At 60.0% G+C, this 18404-nt stretch carries 17 protein-coding genes; 3 read left to right on the forward strand and 14 right to left on the reverse strand.

The window, feature by feature from the left end; translation table 11 throughout:
• Positions 1–84 precede the first annotated feature (84 nt).
• From ABIA48_RS08955 to ABIA48_RS08965, 3 genes are all read left to right on the forward strand, one after another.
• Complete coding sequence (locus ABIA48_RS08955; protein ID WP_007975021.1) at positions 85–498, forward strand: DUF4398 domain-containing protein; 414 nt, start codon at positions 85–87, stop codon at positions 496–498.
• Between the two features lie 45 nt (positions 499–543).
• Positions 544–1341, forward strand: a complete 798-nt coding sequence (locus ABIA48_RS08960) for an OmpA family protein (RefSeq protein WP_429488007.1) — start codon at positions 544–546, stop codon at positions 1339–1341.
• A gap of 131 nt (positions 1342–1472) precedes the next feature.
• Positions 1473–2696 carry a transposase gene (locus tag ABIA48_RS08965; RefSeq protein WP_429488009.1) on the forward strand — a complete coding sequence of 408 codons (1224 nt, stop codon included), beginning with the start codon at positions 1473–1475 and terminating at the stop codon, positions 2694–2696.
• A gap of 98 nt (positions 2697–2794) precedes the next feature.
• On the opposite strand, the gene ABIA48_RS08970 is transcribed toward ABIA48_RS08965, so the two are convergent.
• The 14 genes from ABIA48_RS08970 to ABIA48_RS09035 all read right to left on the reverse strand — a co-directional run bounded on the left by ABIA48_RS08970 (position 2795) and on the right by ABIA48_RS09035 (position 18401).
• Positions 2795–3121: a hypothetical protein gene (locus ABIA48_RS08970; protein ID WP_429488011.1), complete on the reverse strand. Its 327-nt coding sequence runs from the start codon at positions 3119–3121 to the stop codon at positions 2795–2797.
• The gene (locus ABIA48_RS08975) at positions 3118–4032 is read right to left on the reverse strand and encodes an alpha/beta hydrolase (protein ID WP_429488013.1); all 915 of its coding nucleotides are present in this window, start codon (positions 4030–4032) and stop codon (positions 3118–3120) included. Before ABIA48_RS08975 ends, ABIA48_RS08970 begins: the two co-directional genes overlap by 4 nt.
• A 149-nt stretch (positions 4033–4181) precedes the next feature.
• Positions 4182–5459, reverse strand: a complete 1278-nt coding sequence (locus tag ABIA48_RS08980; RefSeq protein ID WP_429488015.1) for a flavohemoglobin expression-modulating QEGLA motif protein — start codon at positions 5457–5459, stop codon at positions 4182–4184.
• Positions 5460–5491: 32 nt separating this feature from the next.
• Complete coding sequence (locus ABIA48_RS08985) at positions 5492–6046, reverse strand: hypothetical protein (RefSeq protein WP_429488017.1); 555 nt, start codon at positions 6044–6046, stop codon at positions 5492–5494.
• 139 nt (positions 6047–6185) lie between these two features.
• Complete coding sequence (locus ABIA48_RS08990; RefSeq protein ID WP_174245502.1) at positions 6186–6902, reverse strand: TetR/AcrR family transcriptional regulator; 717 nt, start codon at positions 6900–6902, stop codon at positions 6186–6188.
• A 99-nt stretch (positions 6903–7001) separates the two neighbouring features.
• Complete coding sequence (gene lysS, locus ABIA48_RS08995; protein ID WP_429488019.1) at positions 7002–8504, reverse strand: lysine--tRNA ligase; 1503 nt, start codon at positions 8502–8504, stop codon at positions 7002–7004.
• 113 nt (positions 8505–8617) lie between these two features.
• A protein-coding gene (gene prfB / locus ABIA48_RS09000; protein WP_104450710.1) for a peptide chain release factor 2 occupies positions 8618–9713 on the reverse strand; the annotation gives its coding sequence in 2 pieces (ribosomal slippage) (positions 8618–9640 and positions 9642–9713; 1095 coding nt in all).
• A gap of 245 nt (positions 9714–9958) precedes the next feature.
• On the reverse strand, positions 9959–10960 hold the full coding sequence (locus tag ABIA48_RS09005) for a diguanylate cyclase domain-containing protein (protein ID WP_429488022.1): 1002 nt from the start codon (positions 10958–10960) through the stop codon (positions 9959–9961).
• 48 nt (positions 10961–11008) lie between these two features.
• A complete protein-coding gene (locus ABIA48_RS09010) occupies positions 11009–12019 on the reverse strand; it encodes a chemotaxis response regulator protein-glutamate methylesterase (protein WP_429488024.1) in 1011 nt (336 codons plus the stop codon).
• Positions 12016–14301 carry a hybrid sensor histidine kinase/response regulator gene (locus ABIA48_RS09015; protein WP_429488025.1) on the reverse strand — a complete coding sequence of 762 codons (2286 nt, stop codon included), beginning with the start codon at positions 14299–14301 and terminating at the stop codon, positions 12016–12018. Before ABIA48_RS09015 ends, ABIA48_RS09010 begins: the two co-directional genes overlap by 4 nt.
• Positions 14298–14978, reverse strand: coding sequence for a chemotaxis protein CheW (locus ABIA48_RS09020; protein WP_429488027.1), 681 nt, complete (start codon positions 14976–14978; stop codon positions 14298–14300). The genes ABIA48_RS09015 and ABIA48_RS09020 overlap by 4 nt, the downstream gene beginning before the upstream one ends.
• Positions 14975–16246 carry a CheR family methyltransferase gene (locus ABIA48_RS09025; RefSeq protein WP_429488029.1) on the reverse strand — a complete coding sequence of 424 codons (1272 nt, stop codon included), beginning with the start codon at positions 16244–16246 and terminating at the stop codon, positions 14975–14977. Before ABIA48_RS09025 ends, ABIA48_RS09020 begins: the two co-directional genes overlap by 4 nt.
• Positions 16243–16779, reverse strand: coding sequence for a chemotaxis protein CheW (locus ABIA48_RS09030; protein WP_429488031.1), 537 nt, complete (start codon positions 16777–16779; stop codon positions 16243–16245). The genes ABIA48_RS09025 and ABIA48_RS09030 overlap by 4 nt, the downstream gene beginning before the upstream one ends.
• Positions 16779–18401 carry a methyl-accepting chemotaxis protein gene (locus ABIA48_RS09035; protein WP_429488033.1) on the reverse strand — a complete coding sequence of 541 codons (1623 nt, stop codon included), beginning with the start codon at positions 18399–18401 and terminating at the stop codon, positions 16779–16781. Before ABIA48_RS09035 ends, ABIA48_RS09030 begins: the two co-directional genes overlap by 1 nt.
• Positions 18402–18404: the final 3 nt, after the last annotated feature.

Below are 18404 nucleotides of genomic sequence, written 5' to 3' on the forward strand. Positions count from 1 at the left end.
GGACGAGCGTTTCAAAACACCCCGCAATTGATGGCCTCAGCGCCCTGCCCAGGATGGATTCAACGCTTTTCAGGAGTTAGCCCAATGGAGTTGAAGACCATGAAAACCCGAACCGGCACATCCTCGTTCACTCATTCGCGCGGCCTCCAACTGGCGGCGCTGGCCCTCGGCAGCAGCCTGATCCTGGCCGGTTGCGCCGGTAACCCGCCGACCGAGCAGTACGCGGTGACCCAATCGGCCGTCAACGACGCCGTGAGCGCCGGCGGCACCGAGTTCGCCGCGGTGGAAATGAAGTCGGCCCAGGACAAGCTCAAGCAAGCCGAAATCGCCATGCACGACAAAAAATATGACCAGGCCCGGATGCTCGCCGAACAGGCCGAGTGGGACGCTCGTGTCGCAGAGCGCAAGGCCCAGGCGATGAAGGCCGAACAATCCGTGAAGGACGCGCAGAAAGGCGTTCAGGAATTGCGTCAGGAAAGCCAGCGCACCGTTCAGTAAGCGGCGCGGCACCACGCATTCCCTCTCGACTAAAAGGACGAAATCATGAAACGCATTCAACTGATGATCCCAACTCTGCTGGCTGCCACCGTCGCCCTGGCGGCCTGCTCCACGCCGCCCAACGCCAACCTCGAACAGGCCCGCACCAACTACAGCGGCCTGCAAGCCGACCCACAGGCCAGCAAAGTCGCAGCCCTGGAAACCAAGGAAGCCAGCGATTATCTGGACAAGGCCGACCAGGCCTACCGGGACAAGCAAGACGCAGCCAAGGTTGACCAGCTTGCCTATCTGACCAACCAGCGGGTTGAAGTGGCCAAGCAGACCATTGCCCTGCGCACCGCTGAAGCCAATCTGAAAAACACTTCGGCACAACGGGCCGAGGCCCGCCTGGCAGGCCGCGATCAGCAGATCAAACAACTGAAGGACAGCCTCAACGCCAGGCAGACCGAGCGCGGGACGCTGGTGACTTTCGGGGATGTGCTGTTCGCCACGGACAAGGCCGAGCTGAAATCCAACGGCCTGACCAACATCAGCAAACTGGCGCAGTACCTCCAGGAAAACCCAGACCGTAAAGTGATTGTCGAGGGCTACACCGACAGCACCGGTACGGCATCGCATAACCAGTCACTGTCGGAACGCCGCGCCAGCTCCGTGCGCATGGCGCTGGTGAAGATGGGCGTCGATCCGGCGCGCATCGTCGCCCAGGGTTACGGCAAGGAATACCCGGTGGCGGATAACACCAGCGTTTCGGGACGCGCGCAGAACCGTCGGGTGGAAGTGACGATTTCCAATGATAACCAGCCGGTGATGCCGCGTTCGGCGGTGAGTTCAAACTCACTATAAAGTAAGGTAAAAAACCCGCTTGTTTTAACAAGCGGGTTTTTAATACCTGTCATTTATGACAGTAGGCAGGATTCTGAAATAGAAGTAGCTTGGCTCCAGCACTAATACAGGTGCAAAAAGGAGCATGGATGATGCGTATGAGACTGATGTTTTGTGCCGCTTTAATTCTGTCCGGTTGTGCACAGACCGATGGCACACCTTCGGGCACCCAAACTGTCAGTGATTTCGTATATGACGAGCGGGACGCCATACCCCATGACGTTCCATTACCCATACCAGGTATTAATCAGCGCCCAATGTTGGGGAGTTTGAAAGTTCTGGTAACCGTGGTTAATTACAGCGACACGCTCCCCCAACATCGTTTGGATCCTGCCAAAATCCGCTTACAGACAATTTCCGAAGATCAGGACTCACTAAGCACATACATTTCAGTAGTATCGAAGAGCAAATTAACTTTGAATGGCACCCTGATTACAGCTGAGTTCGGGCCAATGCCTGATATTTGCCGTACAACTTCCCTCCCTCTCTCTCTCGCAAAATCAGAAGGTGATAAAGCAGCTAGAGCCCAAGGAGTTAATCCTGCCCTCTCTCTCCCTCTCGCAAAATCAGAAGGTGATAAAGCAGCTATAGCCCAAGGAATTAATCCTGCCGACTACGATTACAAGATCTACATGATCCCATGCGGTGGTAATGCATCTGCGTACATGCCTGGGGACTATATGGGGGTTTATGGACAGCCAGGTAGCCCCCATGTTTATAAACATGAATTCGGCCACAGCTTAGGCTACAACCACCCAGAAACCTATACTAAATGCCAGTTGAATTTAGACACTGTAGGGGCCCCCAATTCCTGTTCTCCAATTGCATATGGCGACACCGGTGATCCAGTCGGGGGTGGTGCAGCGCTCTACCCCGTCAACAATCGTTGGTACTCTGGCTGGTTGAATGATTCGCAAATAAAAACGGTAAATAAAACCGGCAAGTACTTGTTAGCTAGATCCGGCTCTACGCCCAGCCCTATTACTCCACCGGTACTTCTATTAATTAACCGCAACTCGTCCCCTAGACAAATAGCGCTGGAGTTTCGGGAGCGCATGATGTTCGACATGTTCCCACCCGGTGATAACCGACTAACGGGTGTATGGATCAGGTTTACTGATATGGCAAACACCTTAAAAAACTACCAACTCGATGCAACACCACAAACTGTCTCTCTCGCGGACCCTACCCTCCAGCCAGGGAAAACGCTAAGAGATTCAGATAACAAAATTAACGTAAAGTTTTGTGGCTATGCTGGTGCACACGCATCACTCGCGATATCGCTAAACGATGAACCGATCCCCAACTGCAACTAGCATAAATTTAAGCATTTGTTTTTACACCCCCCCTTCCTTTGTCCTTGTTGCGCCTGATGGATAAAGGAAGGGTAATATCAAGCCATGACCGGCCTTACTTATTCAAGCTTCTGCGGCGTTTCCTGCCCCATACACCGTACCGCTTTTTTCCGGTCGTTGACCAACACGCCGGTCAGGCCTTTCTGCTCGGTGTCGAACAGCACCAGCACGCCATCGATGCACTGCGCCACTTGGGCGGCGGGCTCCAGGGAGACTTTGTAGTCTTCGCCCGGAATCGTCTTGAGCATGGTGAATTCGTTGAGCAGCAACGCATCCTCGGGCTTGGCGAAGTGCAGGTAGCCGTACCACCACAGGGCACCGACGGTGCCGAGGATGCTGCAGATACCGGTGATGATCAGCGGGATGGCGTTACGTTCTTCACTCATTGCGGACTCTCTGGCGGTTCAGTTTCTGAATTCGGGGGTGCCGGGTAATTGGGGATTTCGCCCAGGCGGCGCAGGCCGTTGAAATGCTGCGGGTCATCAAGATAACGCAGCATGACCTTGCGCCAGACCGGATTGGCGAACGTCTGCACGTGACCGCCACGGGTCAGTTGCAGCACCCGCGGCGGCGGCGCAGCTTGATACAGCCGGATGCCGTTGGAAAGAGGCACGATCGGATCGTCGATGCTGTGGTAGAGCAGTTTCGGCACATCCTTGAGTTGCGCGATGGAGTTGATCGCGCTGTCGCCGTCCGGTACCAGCCACGACAACGGCACCTGGAACGGCCAGGTCAGCCACGATGTGCTCAAGGCAAACTGGCCGACGCTGCGGTAACTGGCAGGGGCACCATCGAGAACGATGGCCTTGAGCTGCTTCTGGCGTTCCGGGTGCCGGACCAGATAATGCACGGCCATCGAGCCACCGAGGCTCTGGCCAAGCAGGATCAGCGGCTTGCCCTTGACCTCCGGTGCCTTGTCCAGCCAGATGAACGCCGCATCGATGTCCTGATAGATCGCCGGCAGGCTCGGCTCGCCTTCGGACAGGCCGTAACCGCGATAGTCAACAAGCAACACCTGGTAACCATTTTTCGGCAACCAAAAGCTCCCGCCGAGGTGCATGGGCAGGTTTCCGCCGTTGCCGTGCAGGTGCAGCACCGTGCCTTTGACCTCGATCCCCTGCTTCGCCGGCAGCCACCATGCGTTCAGCTTGAGGCCATCGGCGGTGATCAGGGTGACGGTGCGGTATTCGAGCCCGGCCTTTTCCGGGGTGAACAACTGGCCGGGTTCCGGGTAGAACAACAGCGAGCTGCAACCGCTCAAGGTCAGGAGAAGGCAGAGGATGCCGAGGATTCTCATCCGTTGAAACCTCGCAAAACTGGATTTGGAATGCAGGCCCAATGTGGGAGCGGGCTTGCTCGCGAAGGCGTTGTGTCAGACAACAGAGATGTTGAATGTTAAACCGCTTTCGCGAGCAAGCCCGCTCCCACAGGGGGATAACACCAGCCTCAGAGGATATTCGAGTAATCCGCCTCGATCCGGTCCAGGCTCAGGTGGTTGAGGAAGTTGGAGAAGCACATCCACGCCGACAGCGCGTTCATGTCGCGGAACTGTTCCGGCAGGTACTTGGGCGGTACCACCATGCCTTCGTCCACCAACTGGCGCAAAGTACGCATGTCTTCCAGGGTGGTCTTGCCGCAGAACAACAGTGGTATCTGCTCCAGCTTGCCTTTACGCACGGCCAGTTGAATGTAGTTGTAAATCATGATGAAGCCCTTGAGGTAGGACAAGTCTTTGGTGAATGGCAGACCTGTCGGCACCGAGCCGCGGAAAACGCGACTGGCGTTGCTGTAGCTCTCGGGCATCTCGAAGCCTTGCTCGCGGAAGAACTCGAACACCTGCAGGAAGTCCGCGCCCTCCTCCACCATGTGAATGGCGCGGGTGCGGTTGGTGAGTTTGCGCAGGCGACTCGGGTAGGAGGCGAAGGTGATGATCTCCATCAGGATCGCCAGGCCTTCCTGGGTCACCGTCGACGAGGGCGGGCCTTTGGCCAGGAAGGTGCAGATTGGCTGGTTCAGGCCGTTGAGCGTGGTGCCGACGTGCACCAGCCCTTCGTGGACCTCCAGGGCGCGCACATCGCGCTGGTTGAACATCGCATCGGAGCGGATCTTGATGTAGTCGGCGCCGGCTGCCGCATCGGCGACGATGCCATCGGACTCGAACACCCGGATGGTTTCCTCGGCTTCGCCAAACACCTTGTTCAACCGGTGCTGCAACAGGTCGACCGCATCCTTGGCAGTCAACGTTTTCGGTTCATCTTTCAGATCGCCACGGCCGTCAATGTTGTTCAGGTATTCGGACAACATCATGCCCAGGTCAGACAGCGTCGGGTCGCCGGCATGGAACGCATCGGACGCGGCGCCGTACAACTCTTGGGAAATCAGGCCGAAATCCTCGGTGCCACGCGCTTCGAGCATGCGCACCACCATGCGGTATTCCTTGCACATGCGCCGCATGATCTGGCCGACGGGGTTGAACTGGCCGAGCTGGCGGGTGATGTCGCGCTCGATGTTCTGGAACTCCAGCTTCACTTTGCTGGAATCGAACGCCAGCGGCCGGTTGAGGTAGTAGTCGCGGTCCACCGCCGGCATTTCCTTGCCCTTGGCCTTGAGGAAGCCCTTGCGAATGTTGTCGTCCCATTTGACCGCATCGAGGACGCGGATCGGCGTCTGCGCCAACACGATGCGATCGGACAAAGCACGTATCGACTGTTGGTAATCGTCCACGCGAAACTCCTGTAGAAACCCTTTGGTGCCGGTTATTTGGCTTTGGCCTGACGCTGGTAGCGCACCGCTTCGACGAACACATCCGAATTGGCCGGGTCGTCGAGGTAGGCGGCGACTTGATCCATGTTGCTGTCGATCAATACGCCATCGCCGTCGTTGGTCTGGAAGCTTTCGCCGCTCAGGGTTTTTTGCTTCATGGCCTGGTTGATCTGGTCGAGGTCGAGGTTGTAAACCACCAGCTCATGCTTGTCGGTCAGCTCAAACCCGCCAATGGTGAAATGCCCGCCGAACTGCGCTGGCACCTTCGCCGACAGATACCAGCGATTGCCATGGCGCGACAGGGTGAACGGATAGGCTTCACGTTCCCTGGGCCGAGCGCGGTAGTAGCTGACGGCCTGATAGCGGTTGTCGCCGATGCGGGTCAGTTCGAGGTTGAGTGGCTCGCCCCAGGCATTGGTGCTGGTCCATTTGCCGAGCAATCCTTTGGGCGCGGGTTCGCTTGCAGGCAGCGGTTCCCTGAAGGTCACCAGACAGCCACTGAGCAGCAGGAACGACAAGGCGATCACAACGACACGCCAGGCTTTCATTCAATACTCCCTATGAAACATACGCCGAGCAAATGTGGGAGCGGGCTTGCTCGCGAAAGCGGTACAACATTCAACATTAATGTTGACTGACACACCGCCTTCGCGAGCAAGCCCGCTCCCACAGGGTCGAACCCTTCGCTCACACCGACGCCAGCACCAGGTGCATGTAGCGCGTCAGGATGCCGAGCATTTCCTCTTCGGCGGCAGGCTCGTCGACGTTGAGCAGGCCCTGATATTCCATCCGGCCGATAATCGCCGTCAACACCTTGGCATCCTGATGCGGCTCGCGCGAGCCCAACACCTGGAACAGCTGGCAAGAGCCCTGCAACAGGATTTGCTGATGCGAGCGCACCAGCTCGGCCAGGCGCGGGTTAAGCAACGCTTCCTGGCGGAACGCCTGTTCGGCCATCAAATGTTCACGGCGATTGACCAGTTGCCGGTGAACGTAATCGGTCATCAGCCGCGCAATATCGTCCGCCAGTTTCGAGCGCGCCTGCGGGCTGCCATCGCCACTGGCGATCATGTCGCGCAGCAGGCCTTCGTTGTTCACCCACAGCTTGCCCATGTACGCCGCACTGCGCTCCACGTATTGGGCAAAGGTGTCGGTGAGCAAGTCATCGATATCCTTGAAATAGTAAGTGGTCGCCGACAACGGCACTTGCGCCTCGGCGGCCACCGCACGGTGCCGTACGGCGCGCACGCCATCGCGCACGACAATGCGCATCGCGGCGTCGAGAATGTCCTGTCGACGCTGCTCGCTGCCCTGTCGGCTGGCCTTGCGACCCTGGTACTGAACACTTTCAGCGACCGCAGTGGCGATACCCGCTGCACCTTCTTGAGCCATTGCACGAATCACGACAGGTATTTCCTCTCAGATGAAAGTAACAAGTTGATACGTTTGTACCAGACAGGCAATAAAAAACCGCCTGAAAAGGCGGTTTTTTAATTGAAACAATTACGCTTGCGGCCGCATGTGCGGGAACAGGATCACGTCGCGGATCGACGGGGAGTTGGTCAACAGCATCACCAGACGGTCGATGCCGATGCCTTCACCCGCCGTTGGCGGCATGCCGTACTCCAGCGCACGAACGAAGTCGGCGTCGTAGTGCATGGCTTCATCGTCGCCGGCGTCCTTGTCGGCCACCTGGGCCATGAAGCGCTCGGCCTGGTCTTCCGCGTCGTTCAGCTCGGAGTAGGCGTTGGCGATTTCACGACCACCGATGAACAGCTCGAAACGGTCGGTGACGTTAGGGTTCTCGTCGTTACGACGGGCCAGCGGCGACACTTCGAACGGGTACTGGGTAATGAAGTGCGGCTGTTCCAGCTTGTGCTCGACCAGCTCTTCGAAAATCATCACCTGCAACTTGCCCAGGCCTTCGAAGCCCAACACCTTGGCGCCGGCCTTCTTGGCGATGGCGCGGGCCTTGTCGATGTCGTTCAGGTCGTCAGCGGTCAGCTCAGGGTTGTACCTGAGGATCGAGTCGAACACCGACAGACGTACGAACGGCTCGCCGAAATGGAACACTTTGTCGCCGTATGGCACGTCGGTGCTGCCCAGAACCAGCTGAGCCAGTTCGCGGAACAGTTCTTCGGTCAGGTCCATGTTGTCTTCGTAGTCGGCGTAAGCCTGGTAGAACTCCAGCATGGTGAATTCAGGGTTGTGACGAGTCGAAACGCCTTCGTTACGGAAGTTGCGGTTGATCTCGAACACCTTCTCAAACCCGCCAACAACAAGGCGCTTGAGGTACAGCTCCGGCGCGATACGCAGGAACATTTCCATGTCCAGCGCGTTGTGGTGGGTTTCGAACGGCTTGGCTGCCGCGCCGCCCGGAATGGTCTGCAGCATCGGCGTTTCCACTTCGAGGAAGTCACGCTTCATCAGGAAGCTGCGGATGTGGGCGATGACTTGCGAACGCACGCGGAAGGTCTGGCGCACGTCTTCGTTGACGATCAGGTCAACGTAGCGCTGGCGGTAGCGCTGTTCGGTGTCGGTCAGGCCGTGGTGCTTGTCCGGCAGCGGGCGCAGGGATTTGGTCAGCAGGCGCACGTTGGTCATTTCAACGTACAGGTCGCCTTTGCCGGAACGGGCCAGGGTGCCTTCGGCGGCAATGATGTCGCCCATGTCCCAGGTTTTCACCGCGGCCAGGGTTTCTTCGGACAGGGTTTTACGGTTGACGTAGACCTGAATTCGTCCGGTCATGTCCTGGATCACCATGAACGAGCCACGGTCGAGCATGATGCGACCGGCAACCTTGACCGGGATCGCAGCCTCTGCCAGCTCTTCCTTGGTCTTGTCCGCGTACTGTTTCTGCAGTGCATCGCAGTAGTTTTCGCGGCGGAAGTCGTTGGGGAAGGCATTGCCCTTGGCACGCTCGGCAGCAAGCTTTTCCTTGCGCAGGGCGATCAGGGAGTTTTCTTCCTGTTGCAGGGCTTGCGGGTCGAGTTCTAGGTCGCTCATGTCTTTAAATATTCCATCAGGTTCGTTGCCCCCGGGCCCTGCGGCCCGGGGATCGCCAGCAGGCTGGCTCCTACAGGGATCGAGTTGAATCAGCCGATCCTGTATTGCGTCTTTTACAGCCCGGACTTCAGGCTCGCTTCCAGGTATTCGTCGATGTCGCCGTCGAGCACCTTGTCACAGTCGCTGCGTTCGATGTTGGTGCGCAGATCCTTGATCCGCGAGGCATCGAGCACGTACGAACGGATCTGGTGACCCCAGCCGATATCGGACTTGGTGTCTTCCAGCGCCTGGGACGCCGCGTTGCGCTTCTGCATTTCCTGCTCGTACAACTTGGCCCGCAGCATTTTCATGGCGGTGTCTTTGTTGGCGTGCTGGGAACGTTCGTTCTGGCAGCTGACCACGGTGTTGGTCGGTACGTGGGTGATACGTACGGCCGAGTCGGTGGTGTTTACGTGCTGACCACCGGCACCCGAGGAACGATAGGTGTCGATCCGCAAGTCTGCCGGGTTGATTTCGATTTCCACCTTGTCATCGATCTCTGGCGAGACGAACACCGCAGAGAACGAGGTGTGGCGACGGTTGCCGGAGTCGAACGGGCTCTTGCGCACCAGACGGTGCACGCCGATCTCGGTCCGCAACCAGCCAAAGGCGTATTCGCCCTTGATGTGCACGGTCGCGCCCTTGATCCCGGCGACTTCACCGGCGGACAGTTCCATGATGGTCGCGTCGAAACCGCGTTTGTCGGCCCAGCGCAGGTACATGCGCAGCAGAATGTTGGCCCAGTCCTGGGCTTCGGTGCCGCCGGAACCGGCCTGGATGTCCAGATAGGCGTTGTTCGGGTCCATTTCGTGGCTGAACATGCGACGGAATTCCAGCTTGGCCAGACTTTCCTCGAGTCGGGCCAGCTCGGCGACGACATCGTCCACTGCGCCTTCGTCGTTTTCTTCGACGGCCATGTCCAGCAGGTCACGGCAATCGGCCAGACCGGTGTTCAACCCGTCGAGGGTATCGACGATTTGCGCCAGCGCAGCGCGCTCGCGGCCCAGTTCCTGGGCGTATTCAGGTTTGTTCCAGACACTCGGATCTTCAAGCTCGCGATTGACTTCGGTCAGACGCTCATGCTTTTGATCGTAGTCAAAGATACCCCCGAATAGTTTCGGAGCGCTCGGACAGGTCCTTGATGGTGTTCAGGATCGGGTTGATTTCCATGACGGGCAGCACTCGTTGGCGAACTTTTGAAAGCCGGCGAGTATACCGGGAAACGGCCGAAAACGGCAGCCCGCTTGGCCGAAAAGACGGGGTTGCAGACGTTCTTTACAGCGATTGAGGCCATTGTGGGAGCGAGCTTGCTCGCGATGACGGCGTGTCAGTCCATGGAACTATCGACTGACACAACGCCATCGCGAGCAAGCTCGCTCCCACAGGGCTTTGCGTCGCTCAGGAAATAGGGTAGATCACTCCACGCCCACCTGATTACGCCCATTGTTCTTCGCCGAATACAGCCCCTTGTCCGCCGCCAGGATCAGGTCACGGCAGTGGCTGCCCGCTTTCGGAGTGATGGTCGACAGGCCGATGCTGATGGTCAGGCTCGACCCTTCGGTTGGCGAGTTATGCGGGATCTTCAGGGCTGCCACGGTCTGGCGCAGCTTCTCGGCGACAAGCCGCGCGCCGCCCTGGGAAGTATTGGGCAGCACCAGGGCGAACTCTTCGCCGCCATAACGAGCCGGCAGGTCCGAAGGCCGGGCGCTTGCGTCACGAATCGCCGCGGCGACCTTGCGCAGGGCTTCATCGCCTTCCAGGTGGCCGAAGCTGTCGTTGTAGGCCTTGAAGTAGTCGACATCGATCATCAGCAACGACAACTGGCTCTGCTCACGCAGCGAACGGCGCCACTCCAGCTCCATGTATTCATCGAAGTGCCGACGGTTCGACAACCCGGTCAGGCCATCGGAGTTCATCAGGCGTTGCAGGACCAGGTTGGTGTCGAGCAGTTGCTGCTGGCTGACCCGCAACGCACGGTAGGCCGCGTCCCGTTGCAGCAGGGTCATGTAGGACCGTGAGTGATAGCGGATGCGCGCGACCAGTTCGATGTTGTCCGGCAGCTTGACCAGGTAATCGTTGGCCCCGGCCGCGAAGGCCGCGCTCTTGATCAGCGGGTCTTCCTTGGTCGACAGGACGATGATCGGAATGTCCTTGGTCGCCGGGTGACTGCGGTATTCGCGCACCAGGCTCAGGCCGTCAAGGCCGGGCATGACCAGATCCTGCAGGATGACCGTCGGCTTGATGCGAACCGCGTGGGCGATGGCCTGGTGTGGATCGGCGCAGAAGTGGAAATCGATATTCTCTTCATTCGACAGGCCGCGGCGCACGGCTTCGCCGATCATTGCCTGATCGTCTACCAGCAACACCATGGCGGCGTTTTCGTCGGTCTTGAAGTCGTCGAGCTGTAATTCATTCATGTGCGGTCACCTGAGTACTACCTGGGCCAGGAATGCGGAAAAAGGTGCTCATTTGGCGAAAATCTCCAGCAATCGTGGCGCTATCTTTTCCAGCGGGCGAATCTCCACGGCAGCGTCGATGGCTGCGGCCGCCTTCGGCATGCCGTACACCGCACTGCTGCTTTGGTCTTGTGCGATGGTCAGGTAGCCCTGTTGGCGCATGAGTTTAAGCCCCTGGGCGCCATCACGCCCCATGCCGGTGAGTAAAATCCCTATGGCGTCACCGTTCCAGTAACTGGCCACGCTCTCGAAGAACACATCGATGGAGGGTCGGTAGATTTCGTTGATCGGTTCGGCGGTGTAGGCCAACGTGCCGTTTTTCAGCAGGCGGATATGGTGATTGGTGCCGGCCAGCAATACCGTGCCGCTTTGCGGTGGCTCGCCTTCCTCGGCCAGCCGCACGTTGAGGCCACTGGCGCTGCCGAGCCATTCAGCCATGCCGGCGGCAAACACCTGGTCAACGTGCTGTACCAGCACGATGGCCGGTGAGAAATTGTGCGGCAGCCCCTTGAGCAAGACTTCCAGCGCTGCCGGCCCACCGGCGGATGAACCAATGGCGATGAGGCTCTGGCGTGAGCCCGGACTGCGCAACGGCGCCGGTATCGGGCGCGGGCGGTTGCCCTTGTCGCCGATCAGCCAGCTGATGTTCAGGATCTTGCGCAACAACGGCGCGGCCGCTTCCTGGGCATTGCCGGAGCCGACGGCCGGGGTGTCGACCACGTCCAGCGCACCGTGGCCCATGGCCTCGAACACCCGGTGTACGTTCTGCTGGCGATCCACGGTGACGATGACAATGGCGCACGGGGTCTCGGCCATGATCCGCCGCGTGGCCTCGACGCCATCCATCACCGGCATGATCAGGTCCATCAGAATCAGGTCCGGTGTATCCAGCGCGCACTGGCGCACCGCCTCGGCGCCATCGCCGGCGACCCAGACCACCTTGTGCGCCGGCTCGAATGCCAGGGCGCGGCGCAGGGCCTCCACCGCCATGGGCATGTCGTTGACGATTGCGATCCTCATGCCCGCGCTCCTCCAATGAGCTCGACCACTGCATCGAGCAAGGCGTCGTCATGAAAACTGGCCTTGGCTAGATAATAGTCGGCCCCGGCATCCAGTCCACGGCGCCGGTCCTCTTCACGATCCTTGTAGGACACCACCATCACCGGCAGCGATTGCAGACGATTGTCCCGACGCAGCAGCGTGACCAGTTCGATGCCGTCCATACGCGGCATATCAATGTCGGTGATCAGCAGATCGAAATCCTCCGAACGAAGCGCGTTCCAGCCGTCCATGCCGTCCACTGCAACCGCCACGTCGTAACCGCGATTGAGCAACAGCTTGCGCTGCAACTCCCGCACGGTCAGGGAATCATCCACCACCAGAATTCGTTTGCGGGCGGCCTCGACCACCTGACTGCTGTGACGGGCAATGCGCTCCAGACGCCCCGTGTTGAGCAGTTTGTCCACCGAACGCAACATGTCTTCGACATCGACGATCAGCACCACCGAACCGTCGTCGAGCAAGGCCCCGGCGGAAATGTCCTGCACCTTGCCCAGACGCTCATCCAGCGGCAACACGACCAGCGTGCGCTCGCCGATAAAGCGCTCGACCGCCACGCCGTAGATGGCATCGCGCTCGCGAATCACCACGACCTTCAGGGTTTGCCCGCTGTTCTGGCTGGCCGGACGTTGCAGCAATTGGCTGGCCGCCACCAACCCGACATGCCGGCCTTCGTGCCAGAAATGCTGGCGACCTTCGACCTGCACGATATCCTCCGGCTCCAGGTCGCACATGCGCTCGATATGAGCCAGCGGAAAGGCATAGGCTTCGTCGCCGACTTCCACCACAAGACTGCGAACCACCGACAGGGTCAGCGGCACCTCAAGGTGGAAACGACTGCCCTCGCCCGCCGTCTGCTCCAATACCACCGCGCCACGCAACTGCCGGACCATGTGCTGCACCGCATCCAGGCCGACGCCGCGACCGGACACCTCGGTGACCGTGTCGCGCAGACTGAAACCGGGCAGGAACAGGAACGTCAGCAGTTCCTCTTCGCTCAACTGCGCGGCGGTTTGTGCGGGCGACAAATTTCGCTCGACAATGCTGCTGCGGACTTTTTCCAGGTCCACACCATTGCCGTCATCGCTCAACTCAAGCACCAGCAAACCGGCCTGGTGAGAAGCTCGCAGGCGGATCAAACCTTCAGCCGGCTTGCCCGCCAGCAGGCGTTGTTCCGGCGTTTCGATGCCGTGGTCGACTGCGTTGCGCAACAGGTGCGTCAGCGGTGCTTCAAGCTTTTCCAGTACGTCGCGATCAACCTGAGTCTTCTCGCCTTCAATTTCCAGACGCACCTGTTTGCCCAAGTCGCGCCCCAGATCCCGGACCATCCGCACCTGCCCGGTCAGCACATCGGCAAACGGCCGCATGCGACAGGCCAGCGCCGTGTCGTACAACACCTGCGCACGCTGGCTGGCATGCCAGGCAAACTCATCTAGTTCGGCGTTCTTTTCCATCAGCAGTTGCTGGGATTGCGCCAGCAAGCGCCGCGCATCCTCGAGGGCTTCCCGGGCCTCCAGGCTGAGGGCCTGGTCCTTGAGATGAACGTTGAGACTTTCCAGTGCGCGCAGACTGTTGTTCTGCATGCGCTTGAGTCGCTGCATGGTCGCAAGGTGCGGTTTGAGCCGCAGGGTTTCCACCAGGGATTTGCTCGACAGATCGAGCAGGCTGTTCAGGCGCTCGGCCTTGACACGCAGCACACGTTCGCCGTTTTCGGTGGTGCGTTTGGCCTTGCGCGGGGCCGGATCTGACGCCGGTGGCGGTTCGACGGCAGACGCCGACATCTCGACCCTGGGCGCCGGGGCTTCGAGTTGCAGTTCGGCCATTACCGGTGCAGCAGGCGCAACCACAGCGGCCGCCGGGTCCAGCAACCGCGCCATCAATGCCACATAGGCATCGATATCCGCGGTCCCCGGCATGCTGTTCGGCGTGGCGATGCGCATCAGCAAGTCGGTGCCTTGCAGCAGTGCATCGATGTGTTCGGGGCGCAACAACAGGCGGCCTTCCTGGGCACTGACCAGGCAGTCTTCCATCACGTGGGCGACGCTGACACCGGCATCGACGCCGACGATCCGCGCCGCGCCTTTGAGCGAATGCGCCGCACGCATGCACGATTCAAGTTGATCGGCCTGGGTCGGGTCGCGCTCAAGCGCCAGCAGGCCGGCGCTCAAGACCAGGGTCTGGGCCTCGGCCTCCAGGCTGAACAGTTCCAGCAAAGAGGTGTCGCGCATTTGCTCGGGGGTCATGTGAGGCTCCGGGTCACGGCGGACAGCAGCTGTTCTTCATCCAGCCAACGCAGGCTGCGACCTTTGAATTGCAACACGCCACGGGTGTATTTCGCGCTGGCTTGAGCACCCGAGCGCGACGCAGCATCGAGGATGTGCTCATCGATGGCATGAATCCCGTCGACCTCGTCCACCGGCACCACCACTGGCCCGCCATCGGCCGCGATGATCAGCATGCGTGGCATGACCCGCGCGCCGGGTGCCACGCTACTGGTGCCGTCGAGCCCGAGCAGCTCCACCAGCGACAGGCAGGCGACCAACGCGCCGCGCACATTCGCCACGCCGAGCAGGGCCCGGGAACGCTGGTGCGGCAATGAGTGAATCGCCTGTAACGGCGACACTTCCACCAGGCTGCGCGTGGCCAGGCCCAGCCATTCTTCCCCCAGACGGAACATCAATAACGAGCGGGTCTTCACCTCGCTCTCGACCGCGACCGACGCTGGCCCGCGATGTTCCTGCTGCAATGCATAGCGATCGAGCAAACGCGTCGCGGCCGCCGAATACACCGCACAATTACGGCAATGAATATGCTCGCCAAGCAGCGGGCAGGACTTGTCGCCGTGGATACCGATGCGGTTCCAGCAGTCGTCGATGGCCTGGGCATCCCGGGTGACGCTAAAGGTGTCGGAGGCGATCATCGTTTGCGCTCACTGTCGGCGGCGCGCCCGCTGCGAGCGGCACGCTCCTGCAATCGTCTGGCTCCCATGGCGTCGCCCTGGGCCTGCAGCAACGCGGCCAGATGCATCAACGCTTCAGGATGTTGCGGTTCGAGGTACAACGCCTTGCGGTAAAAACCCTGGGCTTCAAGGGTATTGCCGGCCACATCGCTGAGCAGCCCCAGCCAGTAAAAGACCTGAGCCACCGGCTCATGGCTGCGCAAGTAGCTTTCACACGCCACTCGTGCCTCGGCGCTTTTGCCTTCATCGGCCAGCGCGGCGATATTGGCCAGCAGCACGGCAGTGTCGGCACCTGAAGTTGCAGGTGCAGGCTGCAGCGGTGCAACCCGGGCAAACGGGCGACTGCGCGCTGGCGCAGGCGGTGGGTTGCGCAATGGTTGCGACACCGGCAGCGGCGCCGGAACGAACGCCGGCATGGTTTCAAGGTCCGGCGCCCCTTGCCGGGTGAATGCGAAGGACTGCGCGATACCGATCGAGCGCATCCCCAAACGCCCCAGCAGACTGCCTTCGGCCGGACCGATAAACAGCACGCCGTCAACGTGGGTCAGACACTTGAGTACTTCGAAGACTTGTTTCTGGGTCGGCTGGTCGAAATAGATCAGCAGGTTGCGGCAAAACACGAAATCAAACGGTGGTTCGCCGGCAAGCAAGTCCGGATCCAGCACATTGCCAACCTGCAAGCGCACCTGCTCAAGTACACGCGGATTAAGTCGATAACCCTCGCCTTCAGCGATGAAGTGACGGTCGCGAAATACAATGTCGTCACCCCGAAAAGAGTTCTTGCCGTACAACGCCCGCCGGGCTTTTTCCACCGACAACGGGCTGACGTCCATGCCGTCGACCTTGAACTGATGCGGTTGGAGCCCGGCATCGAACAATGCCATGGCGATCGAGTACGGTTCTTCGCCGGTAGAGCATGGCAGGCTGAGAATCCGCAGTGCGCGCAGATTATTGATCTCGGCCAGACGCTTTCTCGCCAGTTTCGCCAGGGTGGCGAAGGACTCCGGATAGCGGAAGAACCAGGTTTCCGGAACGATCACCGCCTCGATCAACGCCTGCTGCTCGTCCCGCGAGCCCTGCAAGGTGTGCCAATATTCATCGGCCGAGGGTGCTTGCGAGGCGATGCAGCGCTGGCGCACCGCACGCTCGATGATCGCAGGCCCTACGGAGGTCACGTCGAGACCGATACGTTCCTTGAGGAAGTCAAAAAAACGCTGATCGCTATTCATGGCCGCTCCTCAAGCAGCGCCGGATCCAGTGGCGGCGAGGGGAACAACAATGCGCGAACCTGATCGTCGAGCAGATCGTTGACTCGTACCCATTGCAGCAAGCCCTGTTCGTCCTTGCGCACCGGCCCCAGGTAAGGCGTCTGTCGATTGTCCAGGCCATAGGATTGAAAATCCGCCGGATCGCAACGCAAGGTGTCAGTCGCCTGCTCCAGAATCAGCCCGAGCAGGTACGCCTCGGCAGTTGCTTCCGGGCGATAGTTGACCAGCACCAGCCGCGTGCTGGTACGGGCCTGTGCAGGCGTACCAAAGGTCAGTGCGCTCAAGTCGATCACCGGCACCACCGCGCCCCGATAGGCAAACACCCCGGCGACCCAGGCGGGTGCATGGGGAATCGGCTTCAACGGCAGGCACGGCAGCACTTCCGCCACCTCGATGGCTCGCAAGGCATAGCGCTCGCTGCCGATGCGGAACACCAGGAACAATGCATGCAGCGCCTGCTTCACGGCAGAGCGTTTGGCCGTGATTTCGCTCATCAGACTTTGAATCGCGAAACGCCGCTGCGCAGCCCGACGGCCACCTGGCTCAGTTCATCGATGGCGAAACTGGCCTGGCGCAAGGACTCGACGGTCTGGCTGCTGGCATCACCCAACTGCACCAGCGCGTGGTTGATCTGCTCGGCACCGGTGGCCTGGGCCTGCATGCCTTCGTTGACCATCAGCACCCGCGGCGCCAGCGCCTGAACCTGATGGATGATCTGCGACAACTGCTCGCCGACCTGCTGCACCTCGGACATGCCGCGACGCACTTCTTCGGAGAATTTGTCCATGCCCATGACTCCGGCCGATACCGCCGACTGGATCTCGCGCACCATTTGCTCGATGTCGTAGGTGGCCACGGCGGTCTGGTCCGCCAGACGCCGCACTTCGGTGGCGACCACGGCAAAACCGCGTCCGTATTCCCCGGCCTTCTCGGCCTCGATGGCGGCGTTGAGCGACAACAGATTGGTCTGGTCGGCGACCTTGACGATGGTGACCACCACCTGATTGATGTTGCCGGCCTTCTCGTTGAGGATCGCCAGTTTGGCGTTGACCAGATCGGCCGCGCCCATCACCGAGTGCATGGTTTCCTCCATGCGCGCCAGGCCCTGCTGCCCGGAGCCGGCGGCCACGGAAGCCTGATCGGCGGCGGTGGAGACCTCGGTCATGGTGCGCACCAGATCCCGGGAAGTGGCGGCGATTTCACGGGAGGTCGCGCCGATTTCCGTGGTAGTGGCGGCGGTCTCGGTGGCAGTAGCCTGCTGTTGCTTGGAAGTGGCGGCGATTTCGGTCACCGATGTGGTGACTTGCACTGACGAGCGCTGGGCCTGGGACACCAGGGAAGTGAGCTCGGTCATCATGTCGTTGAAGCCGGTTTCCACGGCGCCGAACTCGTCCTTGCGCTCTAGATTCAGCCGGCTGCTGAGGTCGCCAGTGCGCATGATTTCGAGGATTTTCACGATGCGGTTCATCGGCGCCATGATGGCGCGCATCAATAACAGGCCGCAGAGGGCGGCGGCCAGCACCGCGATCACCAGGGAAATGCCCATGATGACTTTGGCGGTGACCACCGCATCATCAATGGCCGCGATTTCTGTGTCCGCCACGGTCTTGTTATGACGCAGGATGTCATTGATCTTCATTCGACCCGCTATCCAGGTCGGGGTCAGTTCACCTTTGAACATGTTGACGGCCGCGGCGTTCTGGTTGCGTTTATACAACTCGATCACCTCGGCCAGAATCCGCTGGTAGTCCTCATGAAGTTTTTCGAAGGCTGCGTAATCGACCCTGTCTTCTTCGTCGCCCATCGTTGCACGGTAGAGGTCCGTCTGCTCTTTCAACCGATCAGCGAAGCCCTTGAAGTTCGCGGCATCCTCGGCAGTGAAGCCCTGCCCTTCCTCCAGGCCGAGCATGGCCTGAACGCGTACATAACTGTCGGACCACGCACCACGAATCATCGAACTGTAATACAGCCCTGGCAGAGCGTCCTCACGCACGCTGGCCTCGCTGTTTTCGATCGTCAACAGCCGGGAATACGAGACGACCACCATCAGCAACATGATGGTGATAATTACCGCAAAGCTCGCCAAGATGCGTTGGCGCAACGTCCAGTTCTTCACAGT

The sequence above is a fragment of the Pseudomonas sp. S30_BP2TU TE3576 genome, assembly GCF_050436025.1.
Classification (GTDB): domain Bacteria; phylum Pseudomonadota; class Gammaproteobacteria; order Pseudomonadales; family Pseudomonadaceae; genus Aquipseudomonas.